14 protein-coding genes are annotated in these 16,880 nt (G+C 67.7%); 7 read left to right on the top strand and 7 right to left on the bottom strand.

What is annotated here, in order from left to right; translation table 11 throughout:
- Positions 1–37: 37 nt before the first annotated feature.
- Both C5E06_RS08475 and C5E06_RS08480 read left to right on the top strand, forming a co-directional pair.
- Positions 38–1,513: a flotillin family protein gene (locus C5E06_RS08475; protein WP_104241170.1), complete on the top strand. Its 1,476-nt coding sequence runs from the start codon at positions 38–40 to the stop codon at positions 1,511–1,513.
- A 91-nt stretch (positions 1,514–1,604) separates the two neighbouring features.
- A complete protein-coding gene (locus C5E06_RS08480) occupies positions 1,605–2,096 on the top strand; it encodes a hypothetical protein (protein ID WP_104241171.1) in 492 nt (163 codons plus the stop codon).
- Here C5E06_RS08480 and C5E06_RS08485 read toward each other — a convergent pair.
- Positions 2,093–4,036, bottom strand: a complete 1,944-nt coding sequence (locus tag C5E06_RS08485; protein WP_104306591.1) for a potassium transporter Kup — start codon at positions 4,034–4,036, stop codon at positions 2,093–2,095. The two genes, C5E06_RS08480 and C5E06_RS08485, sit on opposite strands and share 4 nt — an antisense overlap.
- An 87-nt stretch (positions 4,037–4,123) precedes the next feature.
- Between C5E06_RS08485 and C5E06_RS08490 the strand changes: the two genes are divergently transcribed.
- On the top strand, positions 4,124–5,581 hold the full coding sequence (locus C5E06_RS08490; protein ID WP_258067568.1) for an amino acid permease: 1,458 nt from the start codon (positions 4,124–4,126) through the stop codon (positions 5,579–5,581).
- Here C5E06_RS08490 and C5E06_RS08495 read toward each other — a convergent pair.
- Together C5E06_RS08495 and C5E06_RS08500 are read right to left on the bottom strand one after the other, a co-directional pair.
- A complete protein-coding gene (locus C5E06_RS08495; RefSeq protein WP_181062918.1) occupies positions 5,563–7,578 on the bottom strand; it encodes an AarF/ABC1/UbiB kinase family protein in 2,016 nt (671 codons plus the stop codon). The two genes, C5E06_RS08490 and C5E06_RS08495, sit on opposite strands and share 19 nt — an antisense overlap.
- A 129-nt stretch (positions 7,579–7,707) precedes the next feature.
- Positions 7,708–8,814 carry an LLM class flavin-dependent oxidoreductase gene (locus C5E06_RS08500; RefSeq protein ID WP_104306593.1) on the bottom strand — a complete coding sequence of 369 codons (1,107 nt, stop codon included), beginning with the start codon at positions 8,812–8,814 and terminating at the stop codon, positions 7,708–7,710.
- 235 nt (positions 8,815–9,049) lie between these two features.
- Between C5E06_RS08500 and C5E06_RS19220 the strand changes: the two genes are divergently transcribed.
- A complete protein-coding gene (locus C5E06_RS19220; RefSeq protein ID WP_160071711.1) occupies positions 9,050–9,229 on the top strand; it encodes a hypothetical protein in 180 nt (59 codons plus the stop codon).
- A 20-nt stretch (positions 9,230–9,249) separates the two neighbouring features.
- On the top strand, positions 9,250–9,714 hold the full coding sequence (locus C5E06_RS08505; RefSeq protein ID WP_181057882.1) for an SRPBCC domain-containing protein: 465 nt from the start codon (positions 9,250–9,252) through the stop codon (positions 9,712–9,714).
- 113 nt (positions 9,715–9,827) lie between these two features.
- On the opposite strand, the gene C5E06_RS08510 is transcribed toward C5E06_RS08505, so the two are convergent.
- Positions 9,828–10,607: an SDR family oxidoreductase gene (locus C5E06_RS08510; RefSeq protein ID WP_258067569.1), complete on the bottom strand. Its 780-nt coding sequence runs from the start codon at positions 10,605–10,607 to the stop codon at positions 9,828–9,830.
- Positions 10,608–10,659: 52 nt separating this feature from the next.
- Here C5E06_RS08510 and C5E06_RS18950 point away from each other — a divergent pair, with 52 nt between their 5' ends.
- On the top strand, positions 10,660–11,430 hold the full coding sequence (locus C5E06_RS18950) for a glycerophosphodiester phosphodiesterase family protein (protein WP_181062919.1): 771 nt from the start codon (positions 10,660–10,662) through the stop codon (positions 11,428–11,430).
- A 99-nt stretch (positions 11,431–11,529) separates the two neighbouring features.
- A complete protein-coding gene (locus tag C5E06_RS08525) occupies positions 11,530–11,898 on the top strand; it encodes an RNA polymerase-binding protein RbpA (protein ID WP_068479689.1) in 369 nt (122 codons plus the stop codon).
- A 124-nt stretch (positions 11,899–12,022) separates the two neighbouring features.
- On the opposite strand, the gene lnt is transcribed toward C5E06_RS08525, so the two are convergent.
- The 3 genes from lnt to tatC are packed head-to-tail and all read right to left on the bottom strand — an operon-like array spanning position 12,023 to position 16,880.
- Positions 12,023–13,567 carry an apolipoprotein N-acyltransferase gene (lnt, locus tag C5E06_RS08530; protein ID WP_104299048.1) on the bottom strand — a complete coding sequence of 515 codons (1,545 nt, stop codon included), beginning with the start codon at positions 13,565–13,567 and terminating at the stop codon, positions 12,023–12,025.
- Positions 13,564–16,014 (bottom strand): RNA helicase, encoded by a 2,451-nt coding sequence (locus C5E06_RS08535; protein WP_104241177.1) that lies wholly within the window; start codon positions 16,012–16,014, stop codon positions 13,564–13,566. Before C5E06_RS08535 ends, lnt begins: the two co-directional genes overlap by 4 nt.
- A complete protein-coding gene (tatC, locus tag C5E06_RS08540; RefSeq protein WP_308471359.1) occupies positions 16,011–16,880 on the bottom strand; it encodes a twin-arginine translocase subunit TatC in 870 nt (289 codons plus the stop codon). The genes C5E06_RS08535 and tatC overlap by 4 nt, the downstream gene beginning before the upstream one ends.

The raw sequence follows: 16,880 nt of genomic DNA on the forward strand, positions 1-16,880 counted from the left end.
TGACCACCCACGACCTCCACGACAGGAAATCGACCATATGGACTTGATAACTGCCAACGTCACTGTGATCGGCGTCATCGCGATCATCATCGCGCTGCTCGCCCTCGGAGTGTTCATCGCGTCGCGCATCCGACGCGTCCCGCCGAACGAGGCGCTCATCATCGTCGGTCGCGGCGCCGGCCAGAAGGCGCAGAGCGACATGACGGGGCAGCGCGTCGTCATCGGCGGCCGCACCTTCGTGTGGCCCATCCTCCAGCAGGGCTTCGCCCTCTCGCTCGAGCAGCGTCAGATCGGCATCCAGGTCGAGGGTGTCGACAAGAACCGCATCAAGATCGCCATCAAGGCCTCCATCAACTTCAAGGTGTCCGGCACCGAGGAAGGCGTTCGCCGCGCGGCCCAGCGCTTCCTCGACCAGCAGGAGGCCCTCACGGATATCATCCGCGAGTCGCTCGAGGGCTCGCTGCGCTCCATCGTCGGAGACATGACGATCGAGCAGATCATCTCCGACCGCAAGAGCCTCTCCGACCGAGTCGTGTCGGAGACGAAGGCCGACCTCATCGAGCAGGGCCTGCAGGTCGACCTCCTCAACATCTCCGACATCTCGACCCCAGGCAGCGACTACCTGCAGAACCTCGGGCGTTCCGAGTCCGCTCGTGCGCGCCAGGTCGCTGAGGTCAGCGAGGCGGAGGCCGCTCGGGTCTCCGAGTTCGCCAAGATCGAGGCGTCCGAGCGCATCGCGGAACGCGAGAAGGAACTCCGACTGCGCCAGGCATCGATCAAGGCCGAGACCGACCGAGCGAACGCAGAGGCTGAAGCGGCCGGTCAGTTCGCCCGCGCCGAGCAGGACCGACTCGTCGCCCAGCAGGAGCGCGAGGCGCTCATCGAACAGGCCCTCGTGACCCAGGAGCGACTCGACATCGAGATCCGCAAGCCTGCCGAGGCCGACGCCTACGCGAAGGTCCAGCAGGCCAACGCCATCCGCGACACCGAGAACGCGGCGACCGACGCCGAGGTCTACAAGCGCACGCGCACGGCAGAGGCCAACAAGGTCGCCGCCGTCCAGGACGCCGAGGCAGCCGCCGCTGCCGTGCGGTACTCCGGTGAAGCCGACCGTGACCGCCAGATCGCGCTCGCAGCAGGTATCCGCGCCGAGGGTGACGCTCGCGCCGCTGCGATCCAGGCTGAGGGTCTCGCCGAGGCTGCAGCGACCGACGCCAAGGCGCAGGCGCTCCAGAAGTACGGCGAGGCTGCCATCGCGCAGGAGATCATCTCCCGCCTCCCGGAGATCGTCCGCGCCGCGGCCGACCCCATCAGCAACATCGAGAAGCTCACCGTCATCTCGACGGACGGCGCCAGCGCCGTCACGAAGACGGTCGGCTCCGTGCTTGGCGAAGGCACCGAGGTGCTCAAGACCCTCACGGGCATCGACCTGCAGCAGCTGGTCGGCTCGTTCTCGAAGCAGGGCGGCATGAACCCGACCGGCGCGACGAGCGACACGACTCCCGGGGTCTGATCGACCGCGAGACACGCAGCACCGTTCCCGAGACGGGGCGGCCCCGACGGGCCGCCCCGTCTCGTCGTCTGCGGCGGATACACTGACCCGCGTGAGCGCCGCCCCCCTCGAAGATTCCCCGTCGATCTCCCTCGCCGCGTTCCGGCCCAGCCAGCGCGAGGTGCTCAGCCGACTCGTCCCGACCCTCGGGGCTGTTGGCCTCGTCATGTTCTTCGGCTATGCGCTGCTGACCGAGGTCGGTCGAGTGCAGCTCGATCAGCGCGGCTTCCTGCCGCTGCTCCTCGGCTGGCTGGCGATGCTCCTGCTGTGCATCCTGGGTGCAGTCGCGGCGCTCGCCGCTGAGCGGGGAGTGTCGACCGGGCTGCGTTCGTACACGCGCCGGAGGGTGCTGCCGCTCGCGATCGGCCATTCGATCCTCGCCGCAGCCGGTGCGACGTTCTGCAGCTTCTGGATCTCCGGTGGCGCCTACGACCTGCTCACGGTCATGACCTGCACCTTCGTGCTCACGCTCCTGTTCACGGCGTCCGTGCTGGTGCCCGCATACCTGACCGGCTTCGCGAAGGCGGAGGCCGACCGCTCCTAGAGCAGCACCTGCGGGGAGATCTCGACCGTCTGCTCGGGGGGAAGCCCGAACTGCGCGGCAGGCGAAGAGGCTCCGCGGGACATGAGCACGAAGAGCTTGGCGCGCCACGGGGCCATGCCGCTCGCGTGCCCCGGCCTGAGGGCTATCCGCGACAGGAAGAAGATCGCGCTCTCGTTGTCGAACTGCGACACGGTGCCGGCGAGCCGCGCGTCGCGGAGGGAGAGGGGGACATCGCGCCGGTCGAGGAACCCGTAGGTCAGCGTGATGTGCACGAGGCCCTCCGGGGCCGGCCCGATGTCGTCGATGGTGCAGCGCCGGCGCTCCGGGATGTGGGGCACGTCGGCGGTCGCGACTCGCACGAGCAGCACGTGCTCATGGAGGGCGTGGTTGACGCGGGTGTTGAGCCGAAGCGCCAGGGGAGCCGTGCGCGCCCCGCCGTGCGGATAGACGGCCCATCCCGGCACGCGGGTCGGCTGGTCCAGGAGCAGGCGGCGCATGAGCTCCTGCAGGGTCCCCTCGAGGCGCTCCCGTCGTCCGGTGACGATCTCGCGACCGCGTTTCCAGGTGAGCATGGTCAAGATGAGGGCGCCGGCAAGGACGAGCGGCAACCAGCCGCCTGCGAAGAACTTCACGAGCCCCGACACGAAGAAGGCGAGCTCGAGGACGACGATGGGGACCGTCACGAGGAGCACTCGGTACCAGGGCCACTCCCACACGAGGCGCAGGTACACGATGAACAGCGAGGAGGTGAGCAGGAACGTCGTGGTGACCGCCAGGCCGTAGGCGGCCGCCAGGTTCTCCGAGTTCCGGAACCCGAGGACGACGCCGATGATCAGCACGAGCAGGAGCAGTGAGACGACCGGGATGTAGATCTGGCCGATGGACGCTCGGGACGTGTGCTTGACCGTGAGATTCGGGAGGAAGCCGAGCCGCATGGCCTGCCTCGCCACCGAGAAGGTGCCGGAGATGACGGACTGCGACGCGATGACCGTCGCGAGCGTCGCGAGGCCGATGAGCGGGAACACGGCCCAGGTGGGCGCCATCCGGAAGAACGGGTTGTCGATGGCCGACGGATCCTCGATCACGAGGGCGCCCTGCCCGAGATAGCAGATCGTCAGGGCCGGGAAGACGACGAAGAGCCAGGCCTTCGAGATGGGGGAGCGGCCGAAGTGGCCGAGGTCCGCGTACAGCGCCTCCGCTCCGGTGACGGCCAGCACGACAGCGCCGAGGGCGACGCCGGCGATGAGCGGTTCGCCGATGATGAAGGCGATGGCGTGGTGCGGGGAGAACGCCGCCAGGATCTCGGGATGCGCCAGGATGTGGGGGATGCCGAGGCACGCGAGGGTGATGAACCAGATCAGCATGATCGGCCCGAAGAGGCGACCGATGCCGCCCGTGCCGAACCGCTGCAGCGCGAAGAGCCCGACGAGCACGACGAGCGCGATGGGAACGACGAGCGCCTCGGTGCCGGGAAGCGCGATCTCGAGTCCTTCGACTGCGGAGAGGACAGAGACGGCCGGGGTGATGACGCTGTCCCCGAAGAACAGGGCGGCGCCGATGATGCCGACGAGGGTCGTCGCGGCCATGGCTCGCCTGGACCCACGGAGCCGGCGCCCGATCAGGGTCGAGAGGGCGAGGATGCCGCCCTCGCCCTCGTGATCGGCCCGGAGCACGAAGAGCACGTACTTGACGGTCACGAGCAGCGTCACGGCCCAGATGATGAGCGAGATGAGTCCGTACACGTGCGCGATGCTGGGCTGCACGACGCCATCGTGCTCCGAGAACACCGCCCGCAGTGCGTACAGGGGGCTCGTGCCGATGTCGCCGAAGACGATGCCGATGGCGGCGACGCCGACCGCCGAGCGGGCGAGGAGGGTGCCGCTTGTGCGGGGGTGAGAGGCGGCGGCGGCCTCGGGTCGCGCAGTGCGCAGATCGTGCATGCGACCAATGTAGACCCGGGAGTCGAGCTTCCTGAGCCACCACTAGAATTCGTGGGTTCGGCATCGACCAGTATCGAGGGGGTTCCGGTGACCAGCAGGGCTATCCAGACCGAAGCGCAGCATCCACGTGGCGATGAGACGGGCGACGGCGGCCTCCGGCGTGGGCTCAAGTCCCGCCACCTGCAGCTGCTCGCCATCGGCGGGGCGATCGGAACGGGGCTCTTCCTCGGCTCGGGGACGACGATCAGTCTCGCGGGCCCCTCGATCATCTTCGTGTACGCGATCGTCGGGTTCGCGCTCTTCTTCGTGATGCGCGCGCTGGGGGAGCTGCTGCTCTCCAACCTCGGCTACAAGACCTTCGGGGATGTCGCGGCTGACCTCATCGGGCCCTGGGCCGGGTACGTGGTCGCCTGGACGTACTGGCTGGCGTGGGTCATCACGGTCATCGCGGACATCGTGGCGATCACCGGGTACGTGGCGTTCTTCAACGACGGCATCCCCGCCTGGGTGCCGGCGATCGCGACGGCCATCGGCCTGCTCCTCCTCAACCTGCAGCCCGTGAAGGCGTTCGGCGAGACGGAGTTCTGGTTCGCGATCATCAAAGTCGTCGCGATCCTCGCCCTGATCGCCGTCGGCATCGTCCTGCTCGTGACCGGGTTCACGAGCGCGGACGGTGTGACGGCGTCCGTCTCCCACCTCTGGGATCAGGGCGGCATGTTCCCGTTCGGGATCAGCGGCTTCATCCTGGGGTTCCAGATGGGGGTCTTCGCCTTCGTCGGCATCGAGCTCGTCGGAACGGCGTCAGCCGAGGCTGAGGACCCGGAGAAGAACCTGCCGAAGGCCATCAACTCGGTGGTCGTTCGCATCCTCGTCTTCTACGTCGGCGCCCTGGTCATCATCATGTCGGTCACTCCGTGGAACCTGATCGAGCCCGGGGTGAGTCCCTTCACCTCCATGTTCGAGCTCATCGGCTTCCCGGCCGCGGCGATCGTCGTGAACCTGGTGGTGCTCACGTCTGCCGCCTCGAGCGCCAACTCCGGCTTCTACTCGTCCACGCGGATGCTCTACGGCCTCGCGAAGGACGGCCAGGCCACGAGGCGCTTCGGGCTCCTGAACGCACGCGGCGTGCCGACGCAGGGCGTCTTCTTCACGACGGCGTTCCTGTTCGCGGCCCTCCCGGTGCTGGCTCTCGGCGACAACGTCATGGCGGCGTTCACCGTGGTGACCTCGGTGAGCTCGCTGAACTTCATCGCGACCTGGACGTTCATCCTGGTCAGCTACCTCATGTTCCGGAAGAAGCGTCCCGAGCTCCATGAGGCCTCGAAGTTCAAGATGCCGGGTGGACGCTTCATGCCGTGGGTCGTGCTGGCCTTCTTCGTCTTCATCCTGGTCGCGCTGTTCCTGGGGGAGGACACACGTGCGGGCCTCATCGTCCTGCCCTTCTGGTTCCTCGGCCTCGGGCTGATGTGGCGGTTCGTGATCAGCAAGCGGGTCGAGCGCGCCAGAGTCGAGGAGCGCTCACCGTCTCAGTCGGAGAAGGCCTGACCGCGCGCGCCGACGATGGACCTCAGCATCGAGCGGAGGATCCCGAAGAACCCGAGGAGGCCGATCACGGCGCCGAGCAGGTTGAAGAGCTCCAGGCCAGGAGCCAGGGTCGGGCCGCCTCCGGCGACCACGAGCACGATCGCGAGGATCACCGCAGTCAGCGCGACCGCGGTATCGATTCCCCGGCTCACCAGCCCGCCGAGCCAGCTGCGGTCCTGGCGGTCGGAGAACGGACTCACTCGCACGCTCAACTCGCCGTCCTCGAGCTTAGAGACGATCGTGTCGATGCGGTTCGGCATGCGCGCCGCGTACGCGGCAGCGACCGCGGCCTTCGCCTGAGCGGTGCCGATGACCCGCTTGAGGGCGAGCAGCTGCTTCAGCAGCTCCGGCACGAACGGCAGCGCCCGCTGCACGAAGTCGAAGTCGGGCTCGATCACTCGAAGGCACCCCTCGAGCGTCGCGAAGCTGCGGAAGGCGGATGCCAGAGTGGAGGGGAGCGCCAGGTGGTGCTTCCGGATGACGTCGAGCATCATCGTGAAGATCGACCCCTCTCCGCGCGGCCAGTGCTGGACCGAGGTGAGCGCTATCCCGATGTCGTGACGGAACGCGTCGACGTCGAGGTCCTCCGGCGCGTCCACGATGAGCAGGAGCGCATCGGCCGCGGAGACGTCGTCGTCGCTCGCCGCGGAGAGGAGGAACGCCGCAAGATGTTCGCGCTGGCTTCGCTGGACGATCCCGATCGCCCCGAAGTCGATCAGGCCGAGCGAGCCGTCGTCCCGGATGAACACGTTCCCAGGATGCAGATCCGCGTGGAACACGCCGTAGACGAGGATCTGCTCGATCACCGTCTCCATGAGCGTCTGCGCGAGGCCGTGTCGTGCTTCCGGGCCGAGCGCTCCGAGGCGCTCGTCCGCCGAGCTCAGCGGGCTGCCGTCCATGACATCCATCGTCAGCACCCTGCGGGTGCTCGCCGCGGAGTAGACGGACGGGATGGCGATCTTCTGGAGCCTCGGCGACCCCGCGTGGATGTCGCGCATCGTGCTCTCGATCATGTGCACGTTGCGGGCCTCGACCCGGTAGTCCAGCTCCTCCGCGAGCGTGGTCGTGAAGCCGGCGGCCATCGCGGAGAGGCGCATCTCCCTGCCGAGTGCCGTGTGGGTCTCCGCCCGGTCCGCGAGGCGCCCGATGATGTCGACGTCGGCCTCGACCTGCGCCCGCGCGTCAGGTCGCTGGACCTTGACGACCACGGGTGTGCCGTCGACCAGCCGGGCGCGGTGCACCTGGGCGACCGAGGCCGCGGCCAGGGGAGTGGAGTCGATCTCCCCGAACACGGTCTCCAGCGGCACCCCGAGCTCGCTCTTGAGCACCGCTTTGATCTCGGGCCATGGCACGGTCGTGGCGTTCGACTGCAGCCGTGCGAGGGCGGACAGGTAGGGCTCGGGCACGAGGTCTCGCCTCGTCGAGAGCACCTGGCCGAGCTTGACGAAGGTGACGCCGGCGTTGTTGATCGTCGTGACCAGCGCATCCGCTCGCTGCTGGGCGGTCGTGCGCCCCTCGTTGGCAGGGCTCCGGCGTCCGTGCAGGAGCCACCCTGCGCCGTCGCGCGAGGCGATCGTGAGGATCTGCAAGTATCGCCTCGTGCGGCTCCGGCGGCGAATCGCGGAGCGCACGAGCTCGATCGGGTTGGGGAAGGCCCTCGTCGGGATCGTCGCCTCGAGGGCCACGAGGATCAGCACGCCGAGCGCGAAGATCCACGAGACGGCGAGGAGGACGACGACGACCACGACCGTGAAGTTGGTCTCCCCGTCTTCGAGCTGGTCGACGCCCGTCTCGCGGATGATCCAGTTGCCGAACGGGATCGAGGCGACCACGACGAGCGCGCCGACGATGATCGAGCGGATGTAGCCGATCGGCACACCGAGCACCCGGCGGGCGACGAGCCCAACGAGGATGGCGGCGAGGATGGCGACGGCGATCAGCAGGGCGTTGGCGAACACGGCGCTCCTCGTGGTGTGGGGTCCCGCCCAGGCTAGCGGCAAGGCCGATCGCCGGGCCACGCCCGGGCCCGACCCGAGCCTCTCCTGCCGCTCGGCCGCAACGCCGTAGTGCCCAGGCAGGGACTCCCGTCAGCGCAGGTAGGGGAGGTGGGGCGCGGCGTCCTCCGCGAACTGACGCAGGATGCGCCGCTGCGTCTCGGCCGGGTAGTCGAAGGGGAGTGCGATGACCAGCTCGTCGGCCGCGTGGATGCCGGCATCGTCGATGAGCGCCTCGGCGATCTGCTCGCCAGATCCGTGCGCGACCCGCCCGAATTGGAAGGGCAGCGGCCCCTCGCCGACACTCGCTGCGCGCTCGGCGTCGCGCTCGAGCAGCCACTCCAGCTCAGCACGTTCGGTCGCCGAGTCGAAGGGCGCGATGGCGCGACTCACGGATGCGAAGGAGGGGGAGGCGGGGGATGAGCGCACCTTGGCGTGTTCGTCGCGGTACGTGCGAATCGACTGGGCCTGGGTGTTCTCGAAGCCGAGCTCGCCGATTTCCGTGTTGAGCGTCGACAGCTGGAGCCGGAGGCCGCGGGCGCCGGCCTTCTGCGCGCTGGTGCCGCCACCGGCGCCGTAGGCCACGCGGTCTCGCAGGCCCGGGCTGTGCGGCTGCACGGTGAGCTCGGCACCCGCCTTGGCAAACGAGAGATCCGACTCGGCCGTCGCGACCGTGCGCCCCTCGAGCGCTGCGAGGAAGCTCGAGAGTCGAGCGTCGACGAGCGCCCTGATGTCATCGCCCTCGATCTCACCGAATGCCTGCGAGAACGTCGACTCCGTGGCCGCGTATCCGGAACTCAGCCCCAGCTCGAGCCGGCCCTCCGAGAGCAGGTCGAGCGTCGCCGCGTCCTCGGCGAGCCTTATTGGCTGCTCGAATCGCAGGGGAGTGACGCTCGTTCCGATCCTGATGCGCTTCGCACGCTGCGAGACCGCCGCGAGGAACGTGAACGGCGAGGAGAGGTACGTCTCGAGGTGACGGTGGCGCACGTAGCCGGTGTCGTAGCCGAGGTCTTCCGCGTACTCGAAGAGCTCGAGGCCCTCCTGTAGTCCGAGCGAGGCGTTCGAGGACACTCGTGTGTGCTCGACGAAGGCCAGGAAGGAGAGGCGCTTGCGGGTGGTGGCTACGGGGTGGGTGTCTGGCTCGCTCATGATGTCCTCAGCATCCCGCTGGCCGGGGAGCTCGAATGGCGCCTGGGTCACGCGGCGTAAAGACCGGTAAAGCGGCGAAAGGCCTCGTCTCGCGGGCGCAGGGCACCAGCAGGAGCCCGGCGTCTGCTCATAATGTCATAATGTGCATTATCGGATGTCGTGAAACTCGGCCGGGACTGCGCGGGTTCTGCCTCGGTGATCAAGTAGGCTGTGAGTGCACGGTGAGTACTTTGCCGTGGCAGACTTCGTGGCCTGAGCCACATCGAGATCCTGGGAGCCGACACTCGTGAGCGTTCTGATTGCCATCGGTTGCATCATCATCTTCGGCGCCGGACTCTGGTGCTACGGCCTGGCGTTCCAGGTCGACGGCGACACGCTTCGCCTTCTCGTGTTCCTCGCCGGCATCCTGCTGAACTCGCTGGCGCTCTTCATTCCGTGGCAGCTCGTGGGACAAAGCCGCAAGTAGCGACCGAAGCCTCCCGCGCGGTGTTCACCCCCAGCATCGACATCAGCGTCCGGATCAAGGCTCCAGCTGAGCTCATCTGGCAGGCGCTGGTCGATGAAGACCTGCGCGAGCTCTGGTGGGCCGATTCTGAGTTCAAGATCAAGCGCGGTGCGAAGATCACGGCTCGATCGCTCCGGCCAGGCAAGAAGAAACCCCGTATCACCACGGGAAACATTACCAAGATCGACGCGCCAGAGGAACTCCACTTCACGTGGAAGACGAAATCCGGCGAGTTCGAGACCGATGTTGTGCTCGTCGTCGTCCAGCAGAACGACAAGAAGAGCAAGGTGCGAGTCCTCGAGCAGGGGTTCCCCCGCGGTGACTACGCCGAGATCCACGTGGCCAAGTACCGCGATGGCTGGCGTGAGCACCTCCTCCAGCTCCAGGAGCTGTTCGAGGATGGACCCGGCCGGAAGCTCGCGACGAACTCGCTCAAGAACGCCTGACGTCGCCGTTGATCGCCGAACATCGGCGGTGCTCACGACGACGCTGGTCAGAACGACGATGCCCGGACCACCTGGTCCGGGCATCGTCGTTCGCGACAGCAGAATCCCCGCGTCTAGGCCTCGGCGGCGAAGCCCGACGTGTCGCCGATGAGGCGGATGTTGTCGGCAGGAACCGGCTCGACGACGGCCTTCGTCACCTCGGCCGCGAACTCCTGCACGTTGTAGAGCTTGCCGGCCTCTTCTCGACGGGCGGCGATCGCGCCCGGGTTGAGGCGGTCGAGCAGCGTCGCGGTGATCGTGCCCTCGATCATGTCGCCGGAGACGACGACGAACTCGATGCCGCGCTCGGCGAGCTCCGGAACTCGCTCGAGGAGCGCGTCCTCCCCCGCCCGCTTCGAGCTGGCGACTGCCTCGTACTCGGGCATCGTGGGCGTCGTGCGGATGAAGTGCGCCTGGTGGCTCGTCACGAAGACGACACGGCCCCCGTCACGCATGAGCTTAAGCGCGCCAGTGAGCGTCTCGACCTGCGCGTCGCGGTTGAGCTTCAGCGCGTAGTCCTCTCCGAGGCCCGACTCCATTCCGCCGGAGGCATTGAGGACAAGCACGTCGAGGCCCCCATACTCGCGCTCGATGGTCGAGAAGAGCTCCTGGCGGCTCCCGGCGTCGGTGAGGTCGGCACCAACGGCGATCGCGGTACCACCGTCGGCCGCGATCGCGTCGACGAGCTTGACGGCCCGCGCTTCCTTGTTGCGGTAGTTCACGACGACCTTGGCGCCAGCCTGCGCGAGGAACTTGACGGTGTCCGCGCCGATGCCGCGGGAAGAACCCGTGACAAGCGCACGCTTGCCCTCGAGTGCTCCGGCGGCCAGCGGGTTGAGAATCTGTTCAGCCATGTGCTCGATTCTATTGGGCGTGACGAGAGCCGGGCGCACTACCGTTGGACGCATGCAGCACCCGTACCTGGATGGCGCTCCCCCACGTGTCCTCGCCCACCGCGGGCTCGCGCTGCGGGCCACGGAGAACACCACCGAGGCCTTTCGCGCCGCCCTCGACGTCGGTGCCACCCACATCGAGACGGATGCCCGTGCATCCAGGGACGGGCGCGCGGTGCTCTGGCACGACGCGACCCTCCAGGGCTTCGACGGGAGCGATCGGAGCCTCGCCGGCTCCCCCATCGCCGAGCTGACGCGGCTGACGTCGACCGGGCGCACTCCTGGCGCGCTGCTGCTCCCCCTCGACGAGGCGCTCGACGCCTTCCCGCAGGCTCGATTCAACATCGACGTCAAATCAGCGGATGCCGTCGACGCCGTCGCTGCCGCCGTTCGACGGACGAACGCGCAGCGACGAGTGCTGGTCACGTCGTTCTCAGCTCGTCGTCTGCAGCTGACCGCGACTCTCATTCCAGAGGCAGCCCGCGGGGCCGCGAGCTCCGCCATCGCGGCCGCGCTCGTCGGCGTGTCGCTGCGGTCGCGTGGGATGCTGCATCGGGCGCTCCGGGGCGTCTCAGCGGTGCAGATTCCCGAGCGGGCCGCGCGGATCGACCTGCTCTCCCCCACGAGGCTGCGAGCCTTCCACCGCCACGTGCCGGAAGTGCACGTCTGGACGATCAATGACCCGTCGAAGATGGCGGAGCTGCTCGAGCGAGGCGTCGACGGTCTCGTGACGGACCGCGCGGATCTTGCCGTCGAGGTCGTTCGAAGCCGCGGGAATGTGTGAGTTTCGAAGGAAAAGGGCGAACGCGCGGGAATACCGCGGCACAATAGGACGTTGGGACGATAGAAGTAGAACCGCACTGACGAGGAGAGGAGGTCAGCAATGGCTGATCGGAGTCTGCGCGGAATGCGGCTCGGCGCACAGAGCCTGCAGAGTGACGAGGGCGTTGTCCTTGTCGACCGCCAGGTGCGAACGTACGAGACGACCCTGGGTGAGCGCTTCGCCGTCACCTTCGCCGCTGAAGCGGAGGTGCCCGAGGTCTGGGCATCGCCGAAGAGCGGCAACGAGGGTCGTCTGCTCGACGAGGGCGGCGAGCAGGTCGCCTACGAGGCGCCGGAGCAGAAGCACCAGCGCACTCACTGGGACATGCTGCTCGAGCGTCGTACGCGGGAGGAGCTCGAAGAGGTCCTCCAGGAGCGGCTCACGTTCCTGCGCTCACGGCGCGGAACCAAGGGCGCGAAAGACGTCTGACCCCCGCAGGTCGCTCAGCGAGCGACCGTGACTGTCGAAAGGGACGAGGCCTTCTGGCTTCGTCCCTTTCGTGTGTCCGGTCGCTGCGCCACCGCCGGGTCCGTCTCGGACTGGGCCGGCTCGGCTAGCGTCGAGGGATGCGCACGGTCGCGGTGTTCATCCGCCGCGTCTTGGAGCTTCCTGCGCCGATGAGCAGGCCCAGCCCGAGCGCAGCGAGCGTGACCTCGATGCCGCGCCCGAAGAGCACCGCAGGGGTGAGGCCGTCGGCAAGCGGGACATCCACGATCATGACACCGGGCTCGTACCAGGGCAGCTCGGCGAGCACTCTGCCCTCTGGAGAGTAGACGGCGCTCAGGCCGACGGTCGACGCCTGCACGATGGAGCGGCCCGTCTCCATCGAGCGCAGCCGTGCGAACGCAAGCTGCTGGGCGGGCTCGTCGGTCTTCCCGAAGTCGGCGTTGTTGCTCGGAGCGAACAGTACGGTGGCCCCCTCGAGGACCGCGTCGCGGATCAGCACGTCATCGACGATGTCGTAGCAGATGTAGGTGCCAGCCCTGATGTCGCCGACCTCGAGGATGCTGTCCCGCTCCCCCGGCGAGTAGCCGCGCCCGATCAGGCCGATCAGGTCAGGGGCAAGCGAGTACCAGAACTCACGATCCGGGACGTACTCGCCGAACGGAATCGGGTGCTTCTTGTCGTACTGATCGCCCCAGCCGCTCTCCGCGTCCCAGACGAACTGCGAATTGAAGAACCGGTCGTCGTCGGCGCTCGCGCCCTCCTCGACCGTCACGGCGTTCGCCACGATCGGGGCACCGTACTGCTCGCTCAGCTGGTCGAGCGTGCGGCGCACCCCGGTCGACGTCTTCGGGTCGAGATCGATCGAGCCCTCCGGCCACAGGATGGCGTCGACGTCGGCGTCATCCGGGATGGTGAGGGTCGCGTCGACATGGCCGAGGAAGACGTCTCCTGGGTCTCCGTCGACGAAGTAGGCGGCCTCCGGGGTGTCGCCCTGGACCGCGGCGATCCGGGCGGAACCGATCTCGTTCGTCGGGTAGATGGGAACGACCGCGACCACGAGCACGGCCGCAGCCGCCGTAACCCAGGTCTGGGGTCTGACTCGGGCGCGGCCCAGCTCGAGGGTCAGCGCCACGAGGAAGACCATGACGAAGCCCATGCCCGAGAGTCCCAGCCAGGACACGAGCTCCGCGAACGGACTCGCTGACTGCGACTGCGCGACTCTCCCCCAGGCGAAGCCGCCGTACGGCCACGCCGAGTAGATCGCTTCGCGCAGCGTCCACAGTCCCGCGATCGCCGCCGCGACGAAGATCACGCGTCTCGCGCCGCTCTCCCAGCGTGCCGTGAGGCGACGGTAGGCGAGCGCTATGAGCACCGCTCCCCCGGCCCAGAACAGTGACGAGAGGACGCTCAGCGCACTCCACGGTACGGGGCCGAGGAACAGCGAGGCCCAGGCGATGAGCGGGAAGTAGTAGGCGAGTCCGGAGGCGAGGCCCACGAGGAACGCCCCTCCGGCGGAACGGTGCATGAGGGAGCAGAGCACCAGCCCGATGCCGACGAAGGCGAGCGGCCACAGCGCGGGTCCTGGGAAGGCGGCCCTCAGCAGCAGGCCGCCGGCAACGGCAGCGAGCAGGGAGAGCCAGAAGGACCTCACCCCACCCCCGAATACGCCACGATGCCCCGACGCACGCTGCTGGATGCCTGCCGCGCGGTCGTCGCGAACTTGCCCTCTGCGACCTTCTCGATCTGGTCGAGCACGTCGAGCACCTGCTTGCACCAGCGCACGAAGTCGCCGGCGGCGAGGTTCGACTCCTCGAGGACACGCTCGAGCTCCGCGCCGTGCGCCCAGTGGAAGATGGCGGGGGCGAGGTTCGTCGCCAGGCGTGACGAGCGCGGTACACGGTACTTCTCGGCCAGCTCGTCGAGCGACTGCCAGTGCTTCTCGGTGGTCTGCATGGCACCGCGGAAGGCCCCGCGAGGCAGCTGGTACTCCTCGAGGGTCTCCTCTTCGCGGCGCGGCTCGTACACGAGGACGGCAGCCATGGCGGCGAGCTGCTGCGGGTTCAGCTCGTTCCACACCTGTCTGCGCAGGCACTCGGCGATGAGCAGGTCACGCTCGCCGTAGATGCGCGCGAGCGTGCGCCCGTGGTCGGTCACGGCGAGGTCCTTGTCACCGCTGTCTGCGGGGGCGAGGTAGCCGAGATCGAGCAGGAGCTCGGTGATCCGGTCGAAGACCTGGGCGACGGCCCCGGTCCTCGACTCGATCTGCCGGGTCAGCTTGTCGTTGTCGTGCTTTAGCTTCCAGTAGCGCTCACCCCAGCGAGCGTGCTGCTCCCGGTCCGGGCAGACATGGCACGGGTGACGCTTGAGGGCGGTCTGGAGCTGAGTCAGCTTCGCCTGCCTGCGCTCGCGCGCGGCGTGCTGGTGCGCCTCGTCGTGGGGGATGCGCTTGCGCTCGAGATCGTTGAGCTCGCGGCGGATGCGCGAGTACTCGAAGAAGTCGCCGAGGTGGCAGTTCATGCCCTCCTCGTAACCCGCGAGGGCCTCCTCCTGCTGACGCACTCGCTTCGCGAGGTCGACGACGGCTCTGTCCGCCTGAAACTGCGCGAATGACGACTCGAGCACGGAGCGCGTGCGCGCGCGGCCGAACCGGTCGATGAGGTTGACCGCCATGTTGAAGGTCGGTTTGAAGCTCGAGTTCATCGGGTAGGAGCGACGCGAGGCGAGCGAGGCGATCGCCTGGGGATGCATCCCGCCGACCCATTGCACGACGGCGTGGCCCTCGACATCGATGCCACGTCGGCCCGCTCGACCGGTCAGCTGCGTGTACTCGCCTGGGGTGATGGGCACTCGCGATTCGCCGTTGAACTTCTCCAGCTTCTCCAGCACGACGGTGCGAGCCGGCATGTTGATGCCGAGCGCCAGCGTCTCGGTCGCGAAGACGAGCTTCACGAGCTTGCGCTGGAAGAGCTCCTCGACGACTTCCTTGAACGCGGGCAGCAGCCCCGCATGGTGGGCTGCGATGCCGCGCTCGAGGCCTTCTGTCCACTCGTAGTAGCCGAGGACCGCGAGATCCTGATCGAGGAGGTTGCGGCAACGGTCCTCGACGATCCAGCGGATCTCGTCGCGTTCCTCGCGAGTCGTGAGCGAGACGCCGGCGCGAAGCACCTGGGAGACGGCCTGGTCGCAGCCCTTGCGGCTGAAGATGAAGTTGATGGCGGGCAGCATGTCGGCATCGTCGAGCATGCGCGTCAGGCCAGCTCGATCGGCCCGGGCCGTCTGGAATCGCTGCTCCTTCCAGCTGCTCCCCCGGCCCCTGCGCCCGACGCGGTCGCGGTCGCGGCCGTCTTCGCGCCGCCCGCCGCCACCCTGCGTGGCCCGGACGAGGTCGGGGTTCACGCGGTCGGCGATGTCTCCGTCACGGGTCTCGAAGAGGTCGTAGAGGCGCTGGCCGACGAGCACGTGCTGGAACAGCGGCGTTGGGCGCTCTTCGGAGACGATGACGTCGGTGTCGCCGCGCACGGTCTGCAGCCAGTCGCCGAACTCCTCGGCGTTCGAGACCGTCGCCGACAGCGAGATGAGTCGCACCTCGCTGGGAAGGTGGATGATCACCTCTTCCCAGACGGCGCCCCTGAACCGGTCTGCGAGGTAGTGGACCTCGTCCATGATGACGTACGCGAGGTCGTCGAGCAGATCGCTGCCCGCATAGAGCATGTTCCGCAGCACTTCGGTGGTCATGACGACGATCCGCGCGCGCGGGTTGATGTTGACGTCTCCCGTGAGGAGGCCGACTTCGCTCTCGCCGTAGCGGCGCACGAACTCGCTGAACTTCTGGTTGCTCAGCGCCTTGATCGGCGCCGTGTAGAAGATCTTGGCATTCGGCTGGCGCATGGCCAGGAAGACGCCGAACTCGGCGACGACGGTCTTGCCAGCGCCCGTCGGCGCCGCGACGAGCACGCTCTTGCCGGCCTCGACGCTCGCGCACGACGCGATCTGGAACTCGTCGAGGTCGAAGCTGAGTTCGCGACGGAACAGCTCGAACTGCTGCAGCTGAGCGCGGGACCTGCTGGCCGCGAAGCGCTCGGACGGGCTCGGGGTCATGCAGCCGACGCTTCGGCTGCCGCCAGCTCGGCCTCGAACTTCTTGTGCTTCTTCGCGCGCCGTCGGTCGTTGATCATGGCGATGCCGACAGCGAGGAAGTACAGGCCGAGCATCGGGGCCATCAGGAAGAACATGGAGAGGACGTCAGCCGATGGCGTCGCCATCGCCGCGAAGAGCGCAACGAGCAGCACGGCAGTTCGCCATCCCTTGAGAATCGCGGAACCCGTGATGACGCCCGCGAAGTTCAGCATGACGAGGATGACCGGGAGTACGAAGGCGATGCCCACCGCGATGCAGAGCGTCATGATGAGCTTGTAGTAGTCGCCCGCGTTGATGAGGCTCGAGCTGTCCGAGGGCGCGAAGCTCACCATGACCTCGACGATGCGGGGCATCAGCAGCCACGCGACCCAGACGCCCGCGAGGAACAGCGGGATCGCCGTCCCGACGAAGCCGATGGCGTACCAGCGCTCGTTCTTCTTGAGCCCGGGGACGACGAACATCCAGATCTGGTAGAGCCAGACAGGCGAGGACAGGATCACACCGAGAGCGAGGGAGATCTGCAGCCGTAGGTCGAAGGCGCCCGTGATGCTCTGGAAGTTCAGGTCCGCCGTTCGACCCTGCGACACGGCGATGTCGTGGATCGGCGCGGACATCAGGTTGAAGACCCAGTCCGTGAGCAGGAAGCCACCCACCATGCCGAGCACGATGCCGATCGCGGAGATGATGAGCCGGTTGCGGAACTCGATGAGGTGCTCGGCGAGGCGCATGCGCCCGTCAGGATCGCGCTTGCGGTCCTTCTTCGCTCTCTTCGGCGTCGTCTTCGGCACTCCTGCCGGAGACGGCCCCTCGCTTGGCTGGAGGGTCAC

Origin of the sequence: Pseudoclavibacter sp. RFBI5 (assembly GCF_002931395.1) — a bacterium.
Taxonomy (GTDB): Bacteria; Actinomycetota; Actinomycetes; order Actinomycetales; family Microbacteriaceae; genus Pseudoclavibacter.